Annotated in this window: 21 protein-coding genes and 1 other RNA gene; 18 read left to right on the forward strand and 4 right to left on the reverse strand. The window is 46.1% G+C overall.

The window, feature by feature from the left end; genetic code table 11:
• The first annotated feature begins 206 nt into the window (after positions 1–206).
• The 7 genes from rplM (at position 207) to sspB (ending at position 5195) form a co-directional block, all read left to right on the forward strand.
• Positions 207–635: a 50S ribosomal protein L13 gene (gene rplM, locus AB4307_RS07280; RefSeq protein ID WP_010434689.1), complete on the forward strand. Its 429-nt coding sequence runs from the start codon at positions 207–209 to the stop codon at positions 633–635.
• A gap of 13 nt (positions 636–648) precedes the next feature.
• Positions 649–1041, forward strand: coding sequence for a 30S ribosomal protein S9 (rpsI, locus tag AB4307_RS07285; RefSeq protein ID WP_004740758.1), 393 nt, complete (start codon positions 649–651; stop codon positions 1039–1041).
• A gap of 330 nt (positions 1042–1371) precedes the next feature.
• The gene (petA, locus tag AB4307_RS07290) at positions 1372–1962 is read left to right on the forward strand and encodes a ubiquinol-cytochrome c reductase iron-sulfur subunit (RefSeq protein WP_017061434.1); all 591 of its coding nucleotides are present in this window, start codon (positions 1372–1374) and stop codon (positions 1960–1962) included.
• A complete protein-coding gene (locus AB4307_RS07295) occupies positions 1962–3227 on the forward strand; it encodes a cytochrome b (protein ID WP_372131508.1) in 1266 nt (421 codons plus the stop codon). The genes petA and AB4307_RS07295 overlap by 1 nt, the downstream gene beginning before the upstream one ends.
• Positions 3224–3961: a cytochrome c1 gene (locus AB4307_RS07300; protein ID WP_017061436.1), complete on the forward strand. Its 738-nt coding sequence runs from the start codon at positions 3224–3226 to the stop codon at positions 3959–3961. The genes AB4307_RS07295 and AB4307_RS07300 overlap by 4 nt, the downstream gene beginning before the upstream one ends.
• Positions 3962–4058: 97 nt before the next feature.
• On the forward strand, positions 4059–4694 hold the full coding sequence (gene sspA, locus AB4307_RS07305) for a stringent starvation protein SspA (protein ID WP_009848943.1): 636 nt from the start codon (positions 4059–4061) through the stop codon (positions 4692–4694).
• 6 nt (positions 4695–4700) lie between these two features.
• The gene (gene sspB / locus AB4307_RS07310; RefSeq protein ID WP_017072808.1) at positions 4701–5195 is read left to right on the forward strand and encodes a ClpXP protease specificity-enhancing factor; all 495 of its coding nucleotides are present in this window, start codon (positions 4701–4703) and stop codon (positions 5193–5195) included.
• A 77-nt stretch (positions 5196–5272) separates the two neighbouring features.
• Here sspB and AB4307_RS07315 read toward each other — a convergent pair whose 3' ends face one another.
• The 4 genes from AB4307_RS07315 to AB4307_RS07330 are packed head-to-tail and all read right to left on the reverse strand — an operon-like array spanning position 5273 to position 8681.
• Positions 5273–5869, reverse strand: a complete 597-nt coding sequence (locus AB4307_RS07315) for a BON domain-containing protein (RefSeq protein WP_372131510.1) — start codon at positions 5867–5869, stop codon at positions 5273–5275.
• Between the two features lie 16 nt (positions 5870–5885).
• Positions 5886–6476 carry a phosphoheptose isomerase gene (locus AB4307_RS07320; RefSeq protein WP_004729817.1) on the reverse strand — a complete coding sequence of 197 codons (591 nt, stop codon included), beginning with the start codon at positions 6474–6476 and terminating at the stop codon, positions 5886–5888.
• Between the two features lie 2 nt (positions 6477–6478).
• A complete protein-coding gene (locus AB4307_RS07325; protein ID WP_017059277.1) occupies positions 6479–6877 on the reverse strand; it encodes a YraN family protein in 399 nt (132 codons plus the stop codon).
• On the reverse strand, positions 6864–8681 hold the full coding sequence (locus AB4307_RS07330) for a penicillin-binding protein activator (RefSeq protein WP_372131512.1): 1818 nt from the start codon (positions 8679–8681) through the stop codon (positions 6864–6866). The genes AB4307_RS07325 and AB4307_RS07330 overlap by 14 nt, the downstream gene beginning before the upstream one ends.
• A gap of 61 nt (positions 8682–8742) precedes the next feature.
• Here AB4307_RS07330 and rsmI point away from each other — a divergent pair, with 61 nt between their 5' ends.
• From rsmI to murG, 11 genes are all read left to right on the forward strand, one after another.
• Entirely contained in the window at positions 8743–9609 is an 867-nt protein-coding gene (gene rsmI / locus AB4307_RS07335; protein WP_017066241.1) for a 16S rRNA (cytidine(1402)-2'-O)-methyltransferase, read from the forward strand.
• Positions 9610–9785: 176 nt separating this feature from the next.
• An RNA gene (rnpB, locus tag AB4307_RS07340) (RNase P RNA component class A) lies at positions 9786–10225 on the forward strand.
• A 228-nt stretch (positions 10226–10453) separates the two neighbouring features.
• The gene (rsmH, locus tag AB4307_RS07345; protein ID WP_017062902.1) at positions 10454–11404 is read left to right on the forward strand and encodes a 16S rRNA (cytosine(1402)-N(4))-methyltransferase RsmH; all 951 of its coding nucleotides are present in this window, start codon (positions 10454–10456) and stop codon (positions 11402–11404) included.
• 3 nt (positions 11405–11407) lie between these two features.
• Entirely contained in the window at positions 11408–11725 is a 318-nt protein-coding gene (ftsL, locus tag AB4307_RS07350; RefSeq protein ID WP_372131514.1) for a cell division protein FtsL, read from the forward strand.
• A complete protein-coding gene (locus AB4307_RS07355; protein WP_372131516.1) occupies positions 11722–13479 on the forward strand; it encodes a penicillin-binding transpeptidase domain-containing protein in 1758 nt (585 codons plus the stop codon). The genes ftsL and AB4307_RS07355 overlap by 4 nt, the downstream gene beginning before the upstream one ends.
• 18 nt (positions 13480–13497) lie before the next feature.
• On the forward strand, positions 13498–14982 hold the full coding sequence (gene murE, locus AB4307_RS07360) for a UDP-N-acetylmuramoyl-L-alanyl-D-glutamate--2,6-diaminopimelate ligase (RefSeq protein WP_372131518.1): 1485 nt from the start codon (positions 13498–13500) through the stop codon (positions 14980–14982).
• Positions 14982–16355, forward strand: a complete 1374-nt coding sequence (locus AB4307_RS07365) for a UDP-N-acetylmuramoyl-tripeptide--D-alanyl-D-alanine ligase (RefSeq protein ID WP_372083351.1) — start codon at positions 14982–14984, stop codon at positions 16353–16355. The genes murE and AB4307_RS07365 overlap by 1 nt, the downstream gene beginning before the upstream one ends.
• Complete coding sequence (gene mraY / locus AB4307_RS07370; protein ID WP_017059284.1) at positions 16352–17434, forward strand: phospho-N-acetylmuramoyl-pentapeptide-transferase; 1083 nt, start codon at positions 16352–16354, stop codon at positions 17432–17434. Before AB4307_RS07365 ends, mraY begins: the two co-directional genes overlap by 4 nt.
• Before the next feature lie 57 nt (positions 17435–17491).
• Positions 17492–18808, forward strand: coding sequence for a UDP-N-acetylmuramoyl-L-alanine--D-glutamate ligase (murD, locus tag AB4307_RS07375; RefSeq protein ID WP_065584710.1), 1317 nt, complete (start codon positions 17492–17494; stop codon positions 18806–18808).
• Between the two features lie 22 nt (positions 18809–18830).
• Positions 18831–20027, forward strand: a complete 1197-nt coding sequence (ftsW, locus tag AB4307_RS07380) for a cell division protein FtsW (protein ID WP_065584711.1) — start codon at positions 18831–18833, stop codon at positions 20025–20027.
• 12 nt (positions 20028–20039) lie between these two features.
• On the forward strand, positions 20040–21101 hold the full coding sequence (gene murG / locus AB4307_RS07385; RefSeq protein ID WP_017062898.1) for an undecaprenyldiphospho-muramoylpentapeptide beta-N-acetylglucosaminyltransferase: 1062 nt from the start codon (positions 20040–20042) through the stop codon (positions 21099–21101).
• Positions 21102–21112 lie beyond the last annotated feature (11 nt).

Consider the following 21112-nt stretch of genomic DNA (forward strand, 5'->3'; position numbering starts at 1 on the left):
GATTTTGTTCAAAAAGAGGTGATTTTTTCTTCGCTCTTCTCTATAATCCTGCGACCTACCGTTACTGCGGGCCTCTAGCGATGAGTAAAATCACGTTATGCCAAGAGTTTTCCAACACTCGAAGGGGTGATGAATGGTAACTCTTAGACAGTGGGAATACGCGAGTATTCCTTAAGTGTAAATTTTTTAAATAGGTAATTATTAGCATGAAAACTTTCGTTGCTAAACCAGAAACTGTAAAACGCGACTGGTATGTTGTAGACGCTGAAGGCAAAACTCTTGGCCGTCTAGCAAGTGAAATCGCTTCTCGCCTACGCGGCAAGCACAAAGCAGAATACACTCCTCACGTAGACACTGGTGATTACATCATCGTTGTTAACGCTGAGAAAGTTGCTGTAACTGGTAACAAAGCTAAGGGTAAGGTTTACTACCGTCACTCAGAGTTCCCAGGTGGTCTTAAAACTATCACTTTTGAAAAGCTAATTGCTAAGAAACCAGAAATGGTTCTAGAACTAGCAGTTAAAGGTATGCTTCCACGTGGTCCTCTAGGCCGCGCGATGTACCGTAAGCTTAAAGTGTACGCTGGTACTGAGCACAACCATGTTGCTCAACAGCCACAAGTACTAGACATCTAAGGGGATTATGAAAATGGCAGAGAATCAATACTACGGCACTGGTCGTCGCAAAAGCTCAGCAGCTCGTGTTTTCATCAAACCAGGCTCTGGTGAGATCGTAATCAACAAGCGTAGCCTTGATGTTTACTTCGGTCGTCCAACTTCTCGTATGGTTGTTAAGCAACCTCTTGAGCTAGTTGAACTAACTGAGAAACTTGACCTTTACATCACTGTTTCTGGTGGTGGTATTTCTGGTCAAGCTGGCGCAATCCGCCACGGTATCACTCGCGCTCTTATGGAGTACGATGAAACTCTACGTCCTGCTCTACGTGCAGCTGGCTACGTTACTCGTGACGCTCGTTGCGTTGAACGTAAGAAAGTTGGTCTACGTAAAGCACGTCGTAAACCTCAATTCTCTAAGCGTTAATTTTTCTTTACGAAAAAGTACACGCCCCCAGTTTTACGACTGGAATTGTGGTTCAAAGCTCGGCTATATGCCGGGCTTTTTGTTTTTATACCCCCTCTAAACGCTTTCCCTTCCTCGTTTTATTTCCAAATTCTTATATTTTGAAAGCTTTTGTAACCCAATGTGCGCTTTGCCTCATGATTGTTACAAAAAGGTAGCTTTATCTTGTCAAAAAGTAGGGTTTTATTTATCATTTGCCGTCAATAAATAGAACTAAATACATATTTTGTTAGCCATGCTCTTTAATCGGAATTATTTCAATCCACAAGGAGCAAATGGGAGAATGTTTGGATGAGCAACGCGCCTTTAAATAACGGTCGCAGGCGTTTCTTAACCGCAACAACAGCCGTTGTTGGTGGTTTAGGAGCAGCTGCTGTAGCCGTGCCTTTTATTAAATCATGGAATCCGAGTGCCAAGGCGAAAGCTGCGGGCGCGCCGGTGGAAGTGGAAGTCAGTAAGTTAGAACCGGGACAAATGGTTCGTGTCGAGTGGCAAGGTAAACCTGTATGGGTTGTACGCCGTGCTGAGTCGGTACTAGAAAACCTAAAATCGATCGGTGGTCAACTTCGTGACCCTCAATCTGAAGCTGAACAACAACCAGAATACGCACAGAACGAGTTCCGTTCAATTAAGCCGGAATTCTTCGTTGCTGTTGGTTTCTGTACGCACTTAGGTTGTTCTCCAACTTACCTGCCGGATTCTTTTGCAGAACAAGTTCAGGGTGTTAAGTCTGGTTTCTTCTGTCCTTGTCATGGTTCAAAGTTTGATATGGCAGGTCGAGTATTCCAAGGCGTACCAGCTCCATTGAATCTTGTTGTACCAAAGCATATGTATTTGAGTGACACTAAGATCATGATCGGTGTGGACGAGGGAGACGCGTAATGCAAGGATTGCTTGATTGGGTAGAGAAACGTCTACCCGCGATGAATGCGTATAAAAAGCATTTATCTGAATACCCAATGCCTAAGAACTTTAACTTTTGGTACCTTTTCGGTTCTTTGGCAATGTTGGTATTGGTTAACCAAATCCTTACGGGTATTTGGCTAACAATGAACTACGTACCGTCAGGTGAGGGTGCATTTGCTTCTGTTGAATACATCATGCGTGATGTGGAATACGGTTGGCTACTACGTTACATGCACTCAACAGGTGCTTCGGCATTCTTCGTTGTTATCTACCTGCACATGTTCCGTGGCCTAATCTATGGTTCTTACCAAAAGCCTCGTGAGCTACTTTGGATCTTCGGTATGTTGATCTTCTTAGTGCTTATGGCTGAGGCTTTCATGGGTTACCTACTACCATGGGGTCAAATGTCTTACTGGGGTGCTCAGGTAATCATTTCTCTGTTTGGTGCGATCCCTGTTATCGGTGATGACCTAACGCTTTGGATCCGTGGTGACTACATCATCTCTGGTGCAACGCTGAACCGTTTCTTCGCACTGCACGTTATCGCTCTACCAATTGTACTTCTGCTGCTTATCGTACTTCACGTACTAGCACTGCACGAAGTGGGTTCGAACAACCCAGACGGTATTGAGACGAAACTTCCTAAAGGCACAATGGGCGACGACTACAAAACGCCGTTCCCATTCCACAAGGATTACACTAAGAAATACGACATCATTGACTCTATTCCTTTCCACCCATACGGGACCGTGAAAGATATGGTTGGTGTGGCCGGTTTCCTATTCTTCTTCTGTTATGTGCTGTTCTTTAACCCAGAGATGGGTGGATTCTTCCTTGAGCCGCCAAACTTTGAAGCTGCTAACCCACTGAAAACACCAGAGCACATCGCTCCGGTATGGTACTTCACGCCGTTTTACGCAATTCTGCGTGCTGTTCCTGATAAGTTGCTAGGTGTTGTAGCAATGGGCGCATCTATTGTTGTGCTATTCCTACTACCATGGTTCGACCGTTGTAAAGTGCGTTCTTACCGTTACCGTAGCAAACTGCATTTGATTAACATCATCCAATTCACAATAAGCTTTATTGCGCTTGGTGTACTTGGTGCGCTTCCAGCAACGCCAACATACACGCTACTGGCTCAAATCTTTAGCTTAGGTTACTTCATGTTCTTCGTTCTACTGTGGTTCTACAGTAAAAATGAAGCGACGAAACCATTACCAGAAAGGGTGACATTCAAATGAAAAAGTGGATTGTAATTTTATTTGCTATGTTGCCGTCACTGGTGATGGCAGCGGGTGCAAACGTACCATTAGACAAAGCGAACAATGATTTAACAGACAAAGCTTCATTGCAAAATGGCGCTAAGATGTTCATGAACTACTGTTTCGCTTGTCACTCAACGCAGTACCAGCGCTATGAACGTGTTGCGAATGATTTAGAGATCCCCGTTGATCTTATGAAGGAAAATCTGATTTTCGACCCTGAAGCGAAAATCGGTGACTTGATGGTTAATGCTATGCCTTCTGATCAAGCGGCAAGTTGGTTTGGTGCTCCGCCACCAGACCTAACATTGGTTGCTCGTGTTCGTGGCGCAGACTGGCTGTACACTTACCTTCGTACTTTCTATGAAGATCCGTCTCGTCCATTTGGCGTGAACAACATTGTTTTCCCAAGCGTTGGTATGCCGCACGTTCTTGAAGAACTGCAAGGTATCCCAACACCAATCTACGATACTCATATGGTAGATGGCGAGGAAGTGACGGTTGTTGTTGGCACTGAGACTGACGGCTCTGGCGAATTAAGTGCTGGTGAATACGACGAAGCAGTTCGTGACCTTGTTAACTTTTTGGTTTACTCGGGCGACCCAGTTCAACTTGAGCGTCACGCTATGGGTTGGTGGGTAATGGCCTTCTTAGTAATCTTCACTATCATCGTGATTTTGCTGAAGAAAGAGTATTGGCGTGATGTGCACTAATTGTGCTATAATACCGTGCTAATTCCCAAATTATGTTAATGTTCAATGGAGGCTTTAGGCCTCCATTGTTTTTATTTAAAGTGTACTGGAGGGCTCCATGGCTGTAGCTGCCAATAAACGTTCTGTAATGACTCTTTTCTCAAGTGCTTCTGATATGTATAGCCATCAGGTGCGCATCGTTCTTGCTGAAAAAGGCGTAAGTGTTGAAGTTGAGTTGGTTGATGAAAAAAATCTACCAGCAGAGCTTGTTGAACTGAACCCGTACAAATCAGTACCTACTCTTGTTGATCGTGAGCTTGCTCTATATGACTCGAAGATCATCATGGAATACCTAGATGAGCGTTTCCCTCATCCACCGTTGATGCCTGTATACCCGGTTGCTCGTGGTAACAGCCGTCTAATGATGTACCGCATTGAGCGTAACTGGTATTCAGTTGCAGAGAAGATCGTTAAAGGCAACGCTGAAGAATCTGAAGCAGCTCGCGTTAAACTGCGCAACGACCTACTGACTCTTGCTCCTATCTTCGCTGAGTATGAATACTTCATGAGCGAAGAGTTTAGCCTAATTGATTGTTACCTAGCTCCGCTATTATGGCGTTTACCTGAGCTTGGTATCGAACTAATTGGTCCTGGTTCTAAAGAGCTTAAGATTTACATGAACCGCGTATTCGAACGTGATTCATTCCTAGCTTCTCTAACTGAAGCTGAGCGTGAGATGCGACTCGTTCGCTAAGCGTTTATGGATATTTCTAATATGACTCCACGCCGACCATACATGCTTCGTGCATTTTATGAATGGCTGGTTGATAACGAATTAACTCCACACCTTGTTGTTGAAGCAACATTGCCGGGTGTGCGAGTTCCAGAAGAGTTTGTTCAAGATGGTCAGATCATTCTGAACATCGCGCCTCGTGCGGTTGGACAACTTGAACTGGGTAACGAAGCTGTGACGTTTAGTGCTCGCTTTAGTGGTCGTCCACACTCTGTGATCGTTCCGCTTTACGCAGTACAAGCGATTTATGCTCGTGAAAATGGTGCTGGTACCATGTTTGAACCTGAAGAGGCTTACATGGAAGCGTTTGAAGAAGGGATTGAAGAAAGTCCTTTTGAAGAACCAGAAAAAGGTCCATCTTTGAGCGTAGCAACGGCAGACGTAGATGCTGAAGAGCCTGACTCAGATCCTGAGCCACCTCGTCCAGCGAAAGGTCGCCCAAGCCTTCGTGTTATCAAATAACGAATCAAATAAAAAAGCAGCGACTCGTCGCTGCTTTTTCTTTTCTGGTAAATAGCATTTAATTGACTGACTTAAGGCTAGTTAACAGCCGTCTCTTCTTCACCATATTCAAATGCTCGAATGACCTGCTTTACGCCAGAGATGTTACGCGCAACTTCTGTTGCGATATCAGCATGCTCTCGAGTGACCAGTCCAAGCAGGAATACTTCTGAGTCCTCAGTAATTACTTTTACTTTGATGCCGTTAAGCTCAGCATTAGCAAGCAGAGCTGACTTCACTTTAGTCGTAATCCAGCTGTCTTTGCTAATCGCGCTAACTGACAAAGGCTCTTTGACTCGAATCTGGTTATGTATACTTTCGACGCCTTTTACTTCCTTAGCTTGGCTTTCAAAAGCACGACGTTCAGCGTCTGTCGTTGCTTGGCCCATTAACACTACAGAGCCGCGGTAAGAGCTTGCGGTGACACGCACGCTACCACGGTATGGTTGTTTATTGGTGATAGCTGCAACTTCAAATTCGATATTGTTATCGTTCCAAATCTCTTTGGTCGTTCGCGTATCTGTGACTAGGTTTGCTGTGGTTGCTGCACCAGCAATGAAAATGCCAGCACAACCAGATAGGGATAGTGTAAGTAGCGAAACACTAAACAGCATCATAGAGGTTAATGATTTCATTGTGATGCTCCGTATATCACTCTTCGTGAGCAGGGAAGAGTACTTGATCGATTAGGTCACATAGGCAGTGTAGTGTCACCATGTGTACTTCATGAATGCGCGCTGTACGGTGTGAAGGGATACGAATTTCTACATCGTGTTCACCAAGCAAGCCTGCCATTTCACCCCCATCTTTGCCTGTAAAGGCGATGATTGTCATGTCGCGAGTTACTGCGGCTTCCATTGCTTTGATGATGTTTTTGCTATTACCGCTAGTAGAGATAGCCAACAGAATATCGCCAGTTTGACCAAACGCACGTACCTGCTTAGAGAAGATCTCTTCATAGTGGTAATCGTTAGCTACTGCCGTTAGCGTAGTGTTGTCTGCAGTGAGTGCCATCGCTGGAAGGCTAGGGCGCTCTGTTTCAAATCTGTTGAGTAGACATGATACAAATTGCTGAGCATTCGACGCCGAACCACCATTACCACAACAAAGAATTTTGTTTCCGTTAAGCAAGGTCGCAACCATTGCTTGAGCGGCATGCGTGATTGCGTCAGGCAGAGCTTCTGCAGCCGCAATTTGGATTTGAATACTTTCTGTAAAACTTTCTTTAATGCTGTCTAGCATGTTTATCCTTGGGTAATCGCGTTTTGAATCCAGTCGATAGTGTCATTCGGCCCTTCAATGGCAACAATATCAAACCTGAAATCTGTAGAGTGCACCGACAAGCCTTGCTGCATAAGCCAAACATTGGCTGTTTTGAGCAGTTTCTGTGACTTCTTGGCAGTCACCATTTCAGCGGCATGTCCGTAGCGGGTTTGCTTGCGGTATTTTACCTCAGCAAACACAACCGTATTGTTATGGCGCATTATAAGATCAATCTCGCCACATTTTGCTATGAAGTTTTCTTCTATTAACGATAAACCGTGGTTAATCAGATAAGATTTTGCCACTGCCTCGTATTTATCACCCACTTGTTTGTGGGTGATGGTTGGTTTGGATAGGAACTTTCGGCTAAAAAGCCCCATGCTCTGCCCAGCTGATTTCACGTTGAACCACACAGTTGTTATCGATGGTTAGCACACCCGTTTCACCTGGAATGCTGTAACCCTGTACGGCTTTCATCTGTGGCAGTGCATCCATTAGGTAGTAAGCATCCATTCCCAGTGCTTGCAAGCGTTTTTGGCCGTTTGAGTGTGCAGGCCATAGGTCGTTGAGCTCTTTATTAAGCTCGTTTTTATTCTCAACTAATAGTGGGATATCGCTGTAGAACACACCGGTTAGGTCTTCATACTGCTTATCACCGCTGTTGCTGCGTGAGTTTGAGAAAAGAGCGGGCTGGCTAGCATCAGGGTTAATTGCAACTTCAATGAAGGGTTTGATTAGCGTTAGCTCTGAGTTCTTAGCCACAATGTAAACAGAATCGATATCACGACGGCTGCGTGGCTCTGTTTCTAGGTCTAGGTTCAGTAACCCGTCCATTTGAGCGATACGCTGTTGGCTCTCTTGCAGGCCGAATACCTGATTCACATTACGTTGCAGTTGGCGTTTGTCAGAGAATAAGCTGATAGCAACATCGTTGCTGCTGTATTTTTTCCACTCTTCTTTAAACGCTTGCTCAACACGCTCACCTAAACGTCCTCTTGGCGCAAGGATAAGCGGATACTTGTAGCCTTGAGCAAATAGGTGTTTCGCTGCCTGAGCAACTTCTTGTTCTGGCGATAGAGCGAGATAACAAATGTTAGTATCAGGTTCTAGTTGTGTTGGAATGTTCAGAGCTAATGCTGGAATCGAGTTTTCGTGGTTTTTCTGTGCTTGCTGAAGTTTAGTGATGTTACTCTTGATCAGCGGGCCAACGATGAAATCAACATTGTTCTCTTCCAGTGTCGCTTTAATCTCAGCGGCACTTTGCACGTTGGTATCCATTACCGTCAGCGTTGCATCTTCTTCGCGCTCTTTGTCATTCATCATCGCAAAGATGAAACCGTCACGCACAAGTTGTGCCTGCTTGCCGTACTTACCGGTTAGAGGCAGTAATAGTGCAGTGCTGGTTGGCTTGCTGATCTCTAGCGCTAAGATGTCAGTGATCGCTTGAGGTGTGTATGTCGCTGCTAGGTGCTGAGGGTTCTCTGCTAGCCAATCAAACAGGGTTTCCTGTAGGTTTGGAAGGTTCGAGTTCAGCGTCTTCATATAAATCGCCAGCTGTAACCAACCTGCTAGAACGTCTTCTGTAGGCGACGTTTTAAGCTCTAGAATCTCATATTGAGAGTAGCTATTTAGGTTCTGCCAAATACGGTCAGCAGCTTGTTGTTGGAGCTCGTCATCAGCGTCTAGATACTCTGAATAAAGAACTAACTCACGGCTTGCTTCAAAATACTCGCTTTGCATTTCAGAAATGTTCGCGCGTAGCTCGTGATAATCTTTCCACTGCTCGTTCGGAAGTTTCCACCAAGGCTGGAAGTTCAGTTGGCTATAAGCTTGTTCAGGCTGCGAGTTATTCACCAACAGTTGAGCGCGAGCTAATTGCCATTCCGCTTGTTGCGTTTCGCTCAGCTCTTGTTTTGCTAAGCGTTTGATCAACAGAGTTGCTTGATCGGTTTTTCCAGCTTGCACAGAAGCCTTAAGTGCCATGATTAACCAGTCGTTTTGTAGACTTCCTTTGCTACTATCCGCCTGCATCATGTAACTTTCAGTTGATTGCGCTGGATCTAGTGTAATATCAACGCTCGTTGGTGCTTGAGGACCTGAAGAACAAGCCGCCAATGTAATTGCTAATGCAATTGGAGTTAGTAAGCGTGGTACACTGAGTCTCTTATGGTTCATCGTTGCCATGAGTTCTTTAAATTCCGTATAAATTTGTATCTATATTAATCGTTGAAGTGATGGTAAACAAATGACAGATAACAAAACCTTGCTCACAGAGAGCCCAACTCTCTACATTGTGCCAACCCCAATCGGAAATTTGGGAGATATCACTCAAAGAGCAATTGAAATTTTATCAAGTGTCGATGTTATTGCAGCCGAAGACACACGCCACACGGGTAAGCTGCTTGCTCACTTCAATATATCAACCAGAACGTTCGCTTTACATGATCATAATGAACAAACTAAAGCGCAAGTTCTAGTCGAAAGGTTATTAGAAGGTCAGTCTATCGCATTAGTCTCTGATGCGGGTACTCCTTTAATTAGTGACCCAGGTTACCATCTTGTCTCACAATGTCGTCAAGCGGGTGTGAGAGTTGTGCCACTTCCTGGTGCTTGTGCTGTGATTACCGCGTTAAGTGCTTCTGGTTTACCGTCAGATCGTTTCAGCTTTGAGGGCTTCTTACCGCCAAAGAGCAAGGGTCGCAAAGACAAGTTCTTAGAGATCGCAAAGGCAGAGCGCACGTGCATCTTCTATGAATCACCACACCGTATTTCAGATTCTCTACAAGACATGCTTGAGATTCTTGGCCCTGACCGTGAGGTTGTGTTGGCGCGTGAGCTAACCAAAACCTTCGAAACCATCCAAGGGCTGCCACTTGGTGAACTTATTGAGTGGATTGAAGAAGACGCGAACCGTAAACGCGGTGAGATGGTGTTACTGATTCACGGCCACCGTGAAGAAGCGAGCACAGAACTGCCAGACGAAGCGACTCGCACACTAGGCATTCTAACCAAAGAGCTGCCTCTTAAAAAAGCGGCGGCGATGACGGCAGAAATCTACAATCTGAAAAAGAACGCGTTATACAAATGGGGCCTAGAGCATCTAGACCACTAGAAACCTCTTTATAGAGTAGCTAACCTGTATTGAAAAGCTTGTGAGGAGTGATGGTATTGCCGTTATTCCTCTTTTTTTGTCTGAATTGTGTAAAATTCACGCAGTTGCTTAGAGGTTTGCACCATATTTGTGATCTCGCTAGACACTGCACCCTAATCTCTATACAATCCGCCCTCGGAGTTGAACGGGTAATCGCTGCTTTGCTGATGTCCTTCGGGAGACTGACGTTGAGGTCCTTCGGGAAACTGACGTTGAAGTCCTTCGGGAGACTGGCAGAGGGGAGGAACGTCCGGGCTCCATAGAGCAGGGTGCCAGATAACGTCTGGGGGGCGCGAGCCCACGACAAGTGCAGCAGAGAGAAGACCGCCGATGGCCTCATTTCTTCGGAAGGGGCACAGGTAAGGCTGAAAGGGTGCGGTAAGAGCGCACCGTGCGACTGGCAACAGTTCGTAGCAAGGTAAACTCCACCCGGAGCAAGATCAAATAGGCCCTCACATTGCGTTGCTCGCGTATGGGGGCGGGTAGATTGCTTGAGCCTGTGAGCGATTGCAGGCCTAGACGAATGGTTACCGCCGCGCAAGCGGAACAGAACCCGGCGTATGTGTCAACTCCACCTATATAAAGAACCCATCATTACTTAACGGTAGTGATGGGTTTTTTGCTTTATATTGACGTAAATTATTTAGATTTCCTTAGAATCCTTCACCCTGATATGAGCTTGGGTCAAAAATTCCCAAAGCCTATACACAATATGGTGGAGATACGGCGTGAAATCAGTACACTAAAACGTTAATAGAACAAATTATTGCCGAACTAATGGCTCAATCCACTCACTGAGAAGACTATGACAGAAGCATTCAAACATATTTCAGTATTGCTTAACGAATCTATTGACGGACTTGCGATCAAACCTGACGGTACCTACATCGATGGTACTTTTGGCCGTGGTGGTCACAGCCGTACAATCCTGTCTAAACTGGGCGAGAATGGACGACTCTTTAGTATTGACCGCGATCCACAAGCGATTGCAGAAGCGCAAAAGATTGATGACCCTCGTTTTACGATTATTCACGGCCCGTTCTCAGGTATGGCTGAATATGCAGAGCGTTATGACTTAGTCGGTCAAGTGGATGGTGTGTTACTGGATCTAGGTGTTTCTTCACCACAGCTAGATGACGCTGAGCGTGGCTTTAGCTTCATGAAAGACGGTCCGCTTGATATGCGTATGGACCCAACAACCGGTATTCCTGTCTCTCAGTGGTTAGTTGAAGCCGATCTTGATGACATCACATGGGTTATTCGTGAGTTCGGTGAAGACAAACACGCTCGTCGTATCGCGAAAGGCATCATTGCTTATCAAGAGAATGAAGAGAACGAACCACTAACGCGTACCGGTCAGTTGGCTAAGCTTATCTCGGATGTAGCTCCAAAAAGCTTCAAAGAGAAAAAGCACCCAGCAACACGTGCTTTCCAAGCCTTCCGTATCTACATCAACAGTGAACTTGAAGAGATCGATACAGCCCTGAAAGGCGCAGCAAGCATTCTTGCTCCTCAAGGCCGTTTGTCTGTTATTAGCTTTCACTCTCTTGAAGACCGCATGGTGAAGCGCTTTATCCGTAAAGAGAGCCAAGGTCCGCAAGTACCACATGGCCTGCCACTAACAGAAGAGCAGATCAAAGCGCTAGGCAGTGCTGATCTTAAGCCTGTTGGTAAAGCGATCAAGCCTTCTAAAGATGAAGTGGATGAGAATACTCGTTCGCGTAGCTCAGTATTACGAATCGCAGAAAAGCTATAGTCAATGAAGACCTCCAAACCTAACTTAGCCAAGATAATATTTTTTGATTTGATCTCCGTGGGTAAAGTCCCATTGGTGCTGCTTATCTGTATCTTCGCGAGCGCGATGGGGGTCGTTCTCACGACACACATGTCACGTCAGGCAATCACGCAAAAAGACATGGCATTGAGTGAGCGAGAACAGCTTGATGATGAGTGGCGAAATTTAATGCTTGAAGAGACGGCTCTGGCTGAACATAGTCGCGTTCAAGCATCGGCAAAACGAGAGCTAGACATGAAACGTCCAGACTCCGACAAAGAAGTTGTGATCACACTGAAATGACCGGAAAAAAGGAAAAAGCCCCCGCGAAAGCCGTTAAGAAACCAACGAAAGAGCGAGTGAAGAGCGAAAAGGACTCGGATCCAATTCTGATTAAATGGCGTTTCAACGTCGTTATTGCTTTTGTGTTGGTTGCCTTTTCTGTACTAGTAGGTCGTGTGGCTTACATCCAAGTCATTGAACCAGATAACTTAATTCGTCAGGGCGACCTTCGTTCTGTACGTGTTAAGGCTATTCCTTCTGCCCGCGGTATTATTTCAGACCGCAATGGCGAACCACTTGCCGTCAGTGTGCCTGTTGAGGCGGTATGGGCTGACCCGAAAACCATCTTCGATAAAAATGGCATGGCCCAAATTGATCGTTGGTATGCGCTAGCTGATGTACTTGGCTTAGATCGACAATCGATGATCAACAAGATCTCCAGCGACAAATCTCGTCGTTTTATCTACCTACAAAGACAAGTTAGCCCAGCAATGGCGAAATACATCCGCGACTTAAAGCTGGTGGGTATTGGTCTTAAAGCAGAATCACGTCGTTATTACCCAGCCGGTGAAGTCAGCGCGCATCTTATTGGTGTGACCGGAATTGATGGACACGGCCTAGAAGGTGTCGAGCGCAGCTACGATAAGTGGCTCACGGGTGAAGCAGGTAAACGTACAATCCGTAAAGACCGTTACGGGCGAGTAGTTGAAAACATTGCACTAGAAGAGCGTGAAGAAGGTAAACCACTCGAATTGACCATCGATCAGCGCTTACAAGCCATCGCTTATCGAGCGATTAAACAGGCGGTAGCCGATCACAAGGCGACGTCTGGATCTGCCATCTTATTAGACGTAAAAACGGGTGCGGTTTTGGCCATGGTTAACGCACCGTCTTACAACCCAAACAATCGTGCTGATTTACAAAGCTTTAAGATGCGTAACCGCGTGATCACCGATGCTTTTGAGCCAGGTTCGACGGTTAAGCCGTTTGTTGTTCTTGCCGCTCTCGAAAATGGTACCGCGGATGCTGATACTGTAATTGATACGGGTAACGGCATCATGCAAATCGGTGGTAGCCGTGTACGTGATACTTCCAAAGTTGGTAAGGCAGACTTGGCGTTAATCCTTAAGAAGTCGAGTAACATCGGTGTGGCGAAGTTAGCACTGGATATGCCACTTGAAGCGCTACTGGGCATGTACAGTTCTGTTGGTCTTGGCGAGATGTCTGGGCTGAATCTAGTCGGTGAGACCGCGGGTATTTTCCCGAACCGTCGACGCTGGTCTAAGTTTGAAATCGCTACCTTATCCTTTGGTTATGGTCTAGCGATTACTCCGCTGCAATTGGCTCATGCCTATGCGACGTTAGCGAATCACGGTGTTTACGAACCTATCCATATCGTTAAAAGCAACGACCAAGATTTCTCAAAACAGAGCATCAAGCGCGAAAATGCTGAGTTGGTTTTGAACATGCTAGAAGGCGTAACCCAAAAGGGCGGTACAGCGACAAGAGCTGCCGTGCCGGGTTACCGAGTAGCAGCAAAAACAGGTACATCTAGAAAAGCGATTTCCGGTGGTTATGGAGACGAGTACTTCGCCTATACCGCAGGTGTTGCTCCAGTGAGTGACCCAAGAGTCTCTTTGGTTGTGATGATCAATGAACCTCAAGGTGACCTCTACTATGGTGGCTCGGTCGCAGCCCCTGTTTTTTCTGAAATCATGAAGGGCGCACTGCAAATTCTGAATGTCCCTGCTGATGAAAACAAGTTTCAAGAATAGAGCCAATCAGGATTCAATATGAGTAATAGCCTCACGCTGTCATCTTTACTTTCTCCTTGGGGTGACTTTAGTTCACCTGAGCTGGATGCGATTGCCGTTGAACAGTTGGAGTTGGATAGTCGTGCCATCAAAGACGGCGATATTTTTGTTGCTGTAGTTGGGCATGCTGTTGATGGCCGTCGTTTCATTGACAAAGCGGTCTCACAGGGAGCCAATGCCGTTATCGCACAAGCTGATGCTGAAAAGGCCCATGGTCTGATTGAGTGGTTGGATGCTGTTCCGGTTGTTTACATTAAAGACCTTAACTTGGTGTTATCTGAGTTGGCCGGTCGTGTTTACTCGTCTCAGGCGACTAAGCTGATTGGTGTTACCGGCACCAATGGCAAAACCACTATCACCCAATTGATTGCTCAGTGGCTAGATTTAGTCGGCCAACGCTCTGCGGTAATGGGCACCACGGGTAACGGTTTTCTAGACAACCTTAAAACCGCGGCGAATACCACCGGCAGTGCGATTGAAATACAACGCACACTGAGTGAGTTAGCGGAAGAAAACGCGGCTTACACAGCGATGGAAATCTCTTCTCATGGTTTGGTTCAAGGCCGAGTAAAAGCTTTGGATTTTGAGGTTGGCGTATTTACTAACCTGAGCCGTGACCACTTGGATTACCACGGCACGATGCAAGAGTACGCTCTGGCTAAGAAGAGCTTGTTTACTCAGCATAAGTGTAAGCACGCTGTGATTAATGTTGATGATGAAGTCGGTAAAGCTTGGATGGCTGATCTGTCCAATGCAGTAGCTGTGTCATTGCTTCCGTTAACTGGCTACCAACAGTCGGTATGGGCATCTGATGTTGCTTATGCAGAGACGGGTATCAAACTCGCTTTTGATGGTAGCTGGGGGCAGGGACAACTGTCTGTTCCTTTAATTGGCCAGTTCAACGCATCAAATGTACTGGTTGCCTTTGCGACCTTGCTGTCATTAGGTATCGATAAGCAAATCTTGGTCGACACTGCGCCTCAGTTGCAACCTGTGATTGGTCGTATGGAACTGTTCCAAGTGCCGAACAAAGCAAAAGTGGTTGTCGATTACGCGCATACGCCAGACGCTTTAGAGAAAGCATTGGCAGCACTACGTGTACATTGCTCTGGAAAGCTATGGGCAATCTTTGGCTGCGGTGGTGATCGAGATACAGGCAAGCGCCCTATGATGGCGGTTACCGCAGAGCAGTTCGCCGATAACATTATTATTTCAGATGACAACCCTCGCAGTGAAGACCCGGCATTGATTGTTAAAGACATGCTGGCAGGTTTAAGTGAGCCTGAAGTCGCCTTTGTTGAACACGATCGCTTTCAGGCGGTTAAGTTTGCTCTAGAGCAGGCGGGTAATAACGACATTATTCTTCTGGCTGGTAAAGGCCATGAGGATTACCAAGTATTAAAAGACAAAACGATCCACTATTCGGATCGAGAGTCAGCACTACAACTTTTAGGTATTTCATAATGATTGATGTATCACTCGAGCAGATCTGCTCCGTGGTCAGTGGTCAGCTGATAGAGGCTGGCAAATCGAGCAATAGTTTGATCAATGCGGTTTCTACCGATACTCGCACCGTTGAAGAAGGTGCACTGTTTGTTGCTCTTGTAGGTGAACGTTTTGATGCGCATGATTTTTGTGGTCAGGCTGTTGAGGCCAATGCGAGTGCGTTATTAGTTCAACGAAAACTTGACCTAAATATTACTCAAGTTGTTGTTGAAGACACTAAACTTGCTTTAGGTCAGCTAAGTGCTTGGATCCACAAACAATGTAACGTGCCAACCATGGCGATAACAGGAAGCTGTGGCAAAACGACCGTCAAAGAGATGGTCGCGAGTATTCTACAACAACGTGGCAAAGTGCTGTTTACAGCGGGTAACTTCAATAATGATATTGGAGTACCACTAACCTTGCTGCGCAGTGAACCCAATGACGACTATGCCGTGATAGAACTGGGCGCGAACCACATTGGTGAAATTGCCTATACCACGCAGCTTGTGAAACCACAGGTGGCCTTAGTGAATAACGTTGCTGCCGCGCATCTAGAGGGCTTTGGCTCAATTGATGGTGTTAAACAAGCGAAAGGCGAAATTTTTCAGGGGCTTGCTGCTGGTGATACTGCTATTGTTAACCTAGAGAGCAATGGTGGTGACTTCTGGAAAGATGTGCTTGCAGACAAAAACGTACTGACCTTTTCTGAAAGTGATGACACGGCGGATTACTTTTCGACGAATATTCGCATCAACGAGCAGGGTGAAGCTTGCTTTGATATGCAGACCCCGCAAGGTGCTATCGATGTCGAACTTGGCATTATTGGTCAGCACAATGTAGCCAACGCATTAGCCGCAGCAGCACTGAGCATTCAATTCGGTGCCACGCTTGCAGAAATTAAAAGCGGTTTAGCGAATCTCATCTCAGTTAAAGGCCGAGTTGAGGTTCAACAATTAAGTCAGAATATCAAGCTGATAGATGACAGTTACAACGCCAGCGTACCGGCAATGAAGGCTGCAGCTAAATTGTTGTCGAGCTTCAAAGGTCAGCGTTGGTTGATTTTAGGCAATATGGCTGAATTAGGCGATGAAAGCCTTGCACTTCACCGTCAAGTCGGTGAATATGCTGCCCCATTCGCTTTTGAGCATGTACTCACTTACGGTGATGATACCAAGGTGATTAGTGAAGTGTGTAACGGCACTCACTTTGCAACGCATGAAGCGATGATCGCGCACATAGAGCAGCACTTGAGCTTGCCAGAAAACGCGCCACATACCTTGTTGGTAAAAGGCGCCAATAGTGCAGGAATGAGTAAAATAGCCGCTGCTTTAAAGGAGAACTTTTCATGATAATTTGGCTTGCAGAGCTACTACAGCCACACTTTTCTTTTTTCCGTTTGTTCGAATACTTATCGTTTCGTGCAATCGCGAGCATTTTGACGGCTTTATGTCTGTCGCTGTGGATGGGACCTCGTTTAATTGAGCGTCTGCAAATGCTGCAAATTGGCCAAGTTGTTCGTAATGACGGCCCAGAGTCTCACTTCAGTAAGCGTGGTACACCAACCATGGGTGGTGTGATGATCCTTGCTGCGATCATCATTACGGTCTTACTTTGGGCTGACTTATCAAACCCTTACGTTTGGGCCGTACTTGTCGTGCTAGGCGGTTACGGTGCAGTTGGTTTTGTTGATGATTATCGTAAAGTGGTTCGTAAGAACACTGATGGCTTGATTGCGCGTTGGAAGTACTTCTGGCAATCGGCTATTGCATTGGTTGTGGCGTTTGCTCTGTATGCTCATGGGCAAGACACTGCTGCGACACAATTAGTGGTGCCTTTCTTTAAAGATGTGATGCCACAACTTGGTTTACTGTACATTGTTCTAACTTACTTTGTTATTGTGGGTACCAGTAACGCGGTTAACCTAACTGATGGCCTAGATGGCTTGGCGATTATGCCAACGGTTATGGTTGCTGCGGGTTTTGCTGTTATCGCTTGGGCGACAGGTAACGTTAACTTTGCAGCATACCTACACATTCCATACATCCCATACACCTCTGAACTGGTGGTGGTATGTACTGCTATCGTTGGTGCAGGCCTTGGCTTCCTATGGTTTAACACTTACCCAGCACAAGTATTCATGGGCGATGTTGGCTCTCTAGCACTGGGTGGTGCGTTAGGTGTGATTGCGGTACTCGTTCGTCAAGAGTTGGTACTAGTGATCATGGGTGGTGTGTTTGTAATGGAGACTCTGTCAGTGATTCTGCAGGTGGGCTCTTACAAATTGCGTGGTCAGCGTATTTTCCGCATGGCACCGATTCACCACCACTATGAACTTAAAGGTTGGCCAGAGCCGCGTGTTATCGTGCGTTTTTGGATAATCTCAATGGTATTAGTACTGGTTGGCCTAGCGACACTGAAAGTTCGTTAATCCTGTATGAGCCTCTGAATAGGGGCTCTTTAAAACTATTAAGAGCATCTTGTTTAAATGGAACGTTGGCAAAATATTCAAAATGTAGTGGTTGTGGGGCTCGGTATTACCGGGCTCTCTGTCGTTAAACATCTCGTAAAATATCAGCCCCATACTTGCGTAAAGGTAATTGATACGCGAGAGCTACCACCAGGAAAGGAATCTTTGCCTGAGTCGGTTGAGCTGCATTCTGGAAGCTGGAATAGCCAATGGCTAGCTGAGGCTGATCTGGTGGTTGCTAACCCAGGCATTGCTTTAGCGACACCTGAAATTCAAGATGTGCTTCAAGCGGGTACGCCTGTCGTTGGCGACATCGAGCTGTTTGGTTGGGCTGTAGATAAGCCTGTTGTGGCGATTACTGGTTCAAACGGTAAGAGTACCGTGACTGATCTGACTGGTGTGCTTGCTAAGGCTGCTGGGCTTAATGTTGGCGTTGGCGGCAATATTGGCATTCCTGCCCTAGACCTTCTAGAACTTGATGCGGATTTATATGTCCTTGAACTTTCAAGTTTTCAGTTAGAAACTACATCGAATTTAAAACTTGCCGCTGCGGCATTCTTAAATCTGTCTGAAGATCATATGGATCGCTATCAAGGCATGGCTGATTACCGTGAGGCCAAGTTAAGAATCTTTAATAACGCGCAGTGTGCGACTGTTAATCGTGAAGACAAAGAGACTTACCCTGACCAGACAATGCCATTGTTGACTTTTGGCCTAGATAACCAAGAGTTTGGTGTATCAACGATTGATAGTACTGAGTGGTTGGTCGATCACGGTAAACCTGTCCTTGCTACCCAAGATTTAACATTGGTTGGACGTCACAATGTGGCGAATGCGTTAGTCTCACTTGCACTATTGAAGCAAGTTGGTATCGACTACAGCAAAAGTCTTGATGCTTTGAAGGCCTATAACGGTTTGACGCATCGTTGCCAAGTCGTGGCTGACAAGCGCGAAATCAAATGGGTTAATGACTCCAAAGCAACGAATGTAGCCAGCACATTGGCAGCCCTGTCTGGGTTGGAGTATCAAGGTACGTTATATCTTTTGGTTGGCGGCGTTGGTAAAGGTGCTGACTTTAGTGAGCTTGAACCAGTATTGGCGCAACTTGAGCGTGTTCAGCTGTGTTGTTTCGGTGAAGATGCAGATCAATTCATGCCTCTGCACCCATCGGCACAAAAGTTCGATACCATGCAGCAGATAATCGAATCTATCTCGCCACAGCTGGTGGCTGGAGATATGGTGATGCTGTCTCCGGCGTGCGCAAGCTTCGATCAATTTAATAATTTCATGGCAAGAGGTGATGCGTTCACTGAGCTTGCTCATGAGTATGCTTAACGTGTTGAAGGACTAACATTCAGTGCAAAGAGTCAAAGAGATTAATCAATCCATCTGGCAGTGGCTAAACCGTGCTACTCCCGAGGCGCTTTACGATCGTCAATTGGTGTGGATTGCTCTTGGGCTAATGCTGACAGGTTTGGTGATGGTGACGTCTGCTTCGTTCCCCATCAGTGCTCGTTTAACCGATCAGCCGTTTCACTTTATGTTCCGTCATGCCATCTTCCTTGTATTGGCGTTAGGTGTCTCTAGCGTCATATTGCAAATCCCGATGCAACGCTGGTTTCAATACAGTATGTATCTACTGGGCTTGTCCTTCTTCTTGCTGATTGTGGTATTAGCCGTAGGTAAGTCGGTTAACGGCGCATCGCGTTGGATCCCATTAGGGCTATTTAACTTACAACCCGCTGAAGTCGCCAAGTTATCGCTGTTTATCTTTATGGCGGGCTACTTGGTTCGGAAGCAAGATGAAGTGAGAAAAACCTTCTTCGGTGGTTTTGGTAAACCGATCATGGTATTCGGCGCTTTTGCCGTGCTGCTGCTAGGCCAGCCCGATTTAGGTACAGTAGTTGTAATGCTGGTGACCCTGTTCGGCATGCTATTCATTGCTGGTGCCAAGCTTTCACAGTTTATCGCCTTGATGGTGGCAGGTATTGCCGCGGTCGTCGGTTTGATTGTTATAGAACCTTATCGTGTTCGACGTGTTACCTCATTCTGGGAACCTTGGAACGACCCGTTCGGCAGTGGTTACCAGTTAACTCAGTCATTGATGGCGTTTGGCCGTGGTGATTGGATGGGGCAAGGGCTTGGTAACTCGATTCAAAAACTCGAATACTTACCAGAAGCGCATACCGATTTTGTATTTGCTGTGTTGGCTGAAGAGCTTGGCTTTGTCGGTGTTACCTTAGTATTAATGTTGATCTTCAGCTTGGTGTTAAAAGCCATTCTGATAGGTAAAAAAGCCTTTGAACACGATCAAGTGTTCAGCGGCTATCTGGCTTTTGGTATTGGTATTTGGTTTGCGTTTCAGACGCTTGTTAACGTAGGTGCTGCATCTGGCATCGTTCCGACCAAAGGTCTAACCCTACCGCTAATCAGTTATGGTGGTTCGAGTTTAATTGTTATGTCTGTGGCGGTATCAATGCTGCTGCGCATTGACCACGAATGCCGAATGCAACAAAAAGAACAAGCTGATAGTCAAAACGAATTAGTAGAATAAGAATCTAACGTGATGAAACAAAACAAAAAACTTTTAGTGATGGCTGGTGGTACTGGCGGTCACGTTTTCCCAGGGTTAGCAGTAGCGAAAAAGCTTCAGCAACAAGGTTGGGAAATTCGCTGGTTAGGCACAGCAGACAGAATGGAAGCGGATTTAGTGCCAAAGCATGGCATTGAAATCGACTTCATCAAAGTGAAAGGCCTGCGTGGTCAAGGCATTAGCAAGTTAATTAAAGCGCCGTTCCAGATTATTAATGCCATACTTCAAGCAAGGCAACACATCAAAGCATGGCAGCCTGATGTGGTACTTGGTATGGGTGGCTACGTGAGTGGTCCGGGTGGTATCGCGGCATGGTTGTCTGGCATTCCAGTGGTTCTCCATGAACAAAATGCAGTGGCAGGTTTAACCAACCAATGGCTGTCTAAGATTGCTAAAAAGGTTTTCCAAGCTTTCCCTGGTGCGTTTCCTACTGCAGAAGTGGTGGGTAACCCAGTACGCGAAGATGTGGTTGCCTTAGCTGAACCCGAGCAACGCATGGCTGAGCGTGATGGTGACATCCGCATCTTGGTTATGGGCGGCAGTCAGGGCGCAAAAATCCTAAACGATACCTTGCCAGTAACGATGGCGCAGCTTGGTGAAGGCTTCACTGTGATGCACCAAGCGGGTAAGAACAATCAACAACAAGTTATTGAGCAATACAAATCACATTCTGTTGGTAATGTTCAAGTGACTGAATTTATTGATGATGTGGCGCAAGCTTATGAGTGGGCAGATCTATTAGTGTGTCGCTCAGGTGCATTAACCGTATCAGAAGTGTCTGCGGCAGGTGTCGGTTCTATCTTCGTTCCGTTTATGCACAAAGACAGACAACAAGCGTTGAATGCCGACCATTTAGTTGAATGTGGCGCAGCGTTAATGATTGAACAGCCTCAACTAACGGCTGATAAGCTAGCGAACACTATCGCGCAGCTTGATAGAAATGAATTAAAAATGATGGCAACAAAAGCTCGTCAAGCCGCCAAGCTTGATGCTGATGTGACCGTCGCTGAAGCGATTAAAGCTTTAGCAAAATAATGAGATTGAAT

Origin of the sequence: Vibrio sp. 10N.261.52.C2 (genome assembly GCF_041471425.1) — a bacterium.
Classification (GTDB): Bacteria; Pseudomonadota; Gammaproteobacteria; order Enterobacterales; family Vibrionaceae; genus Vibrio; species Vibrio crassostreae_C.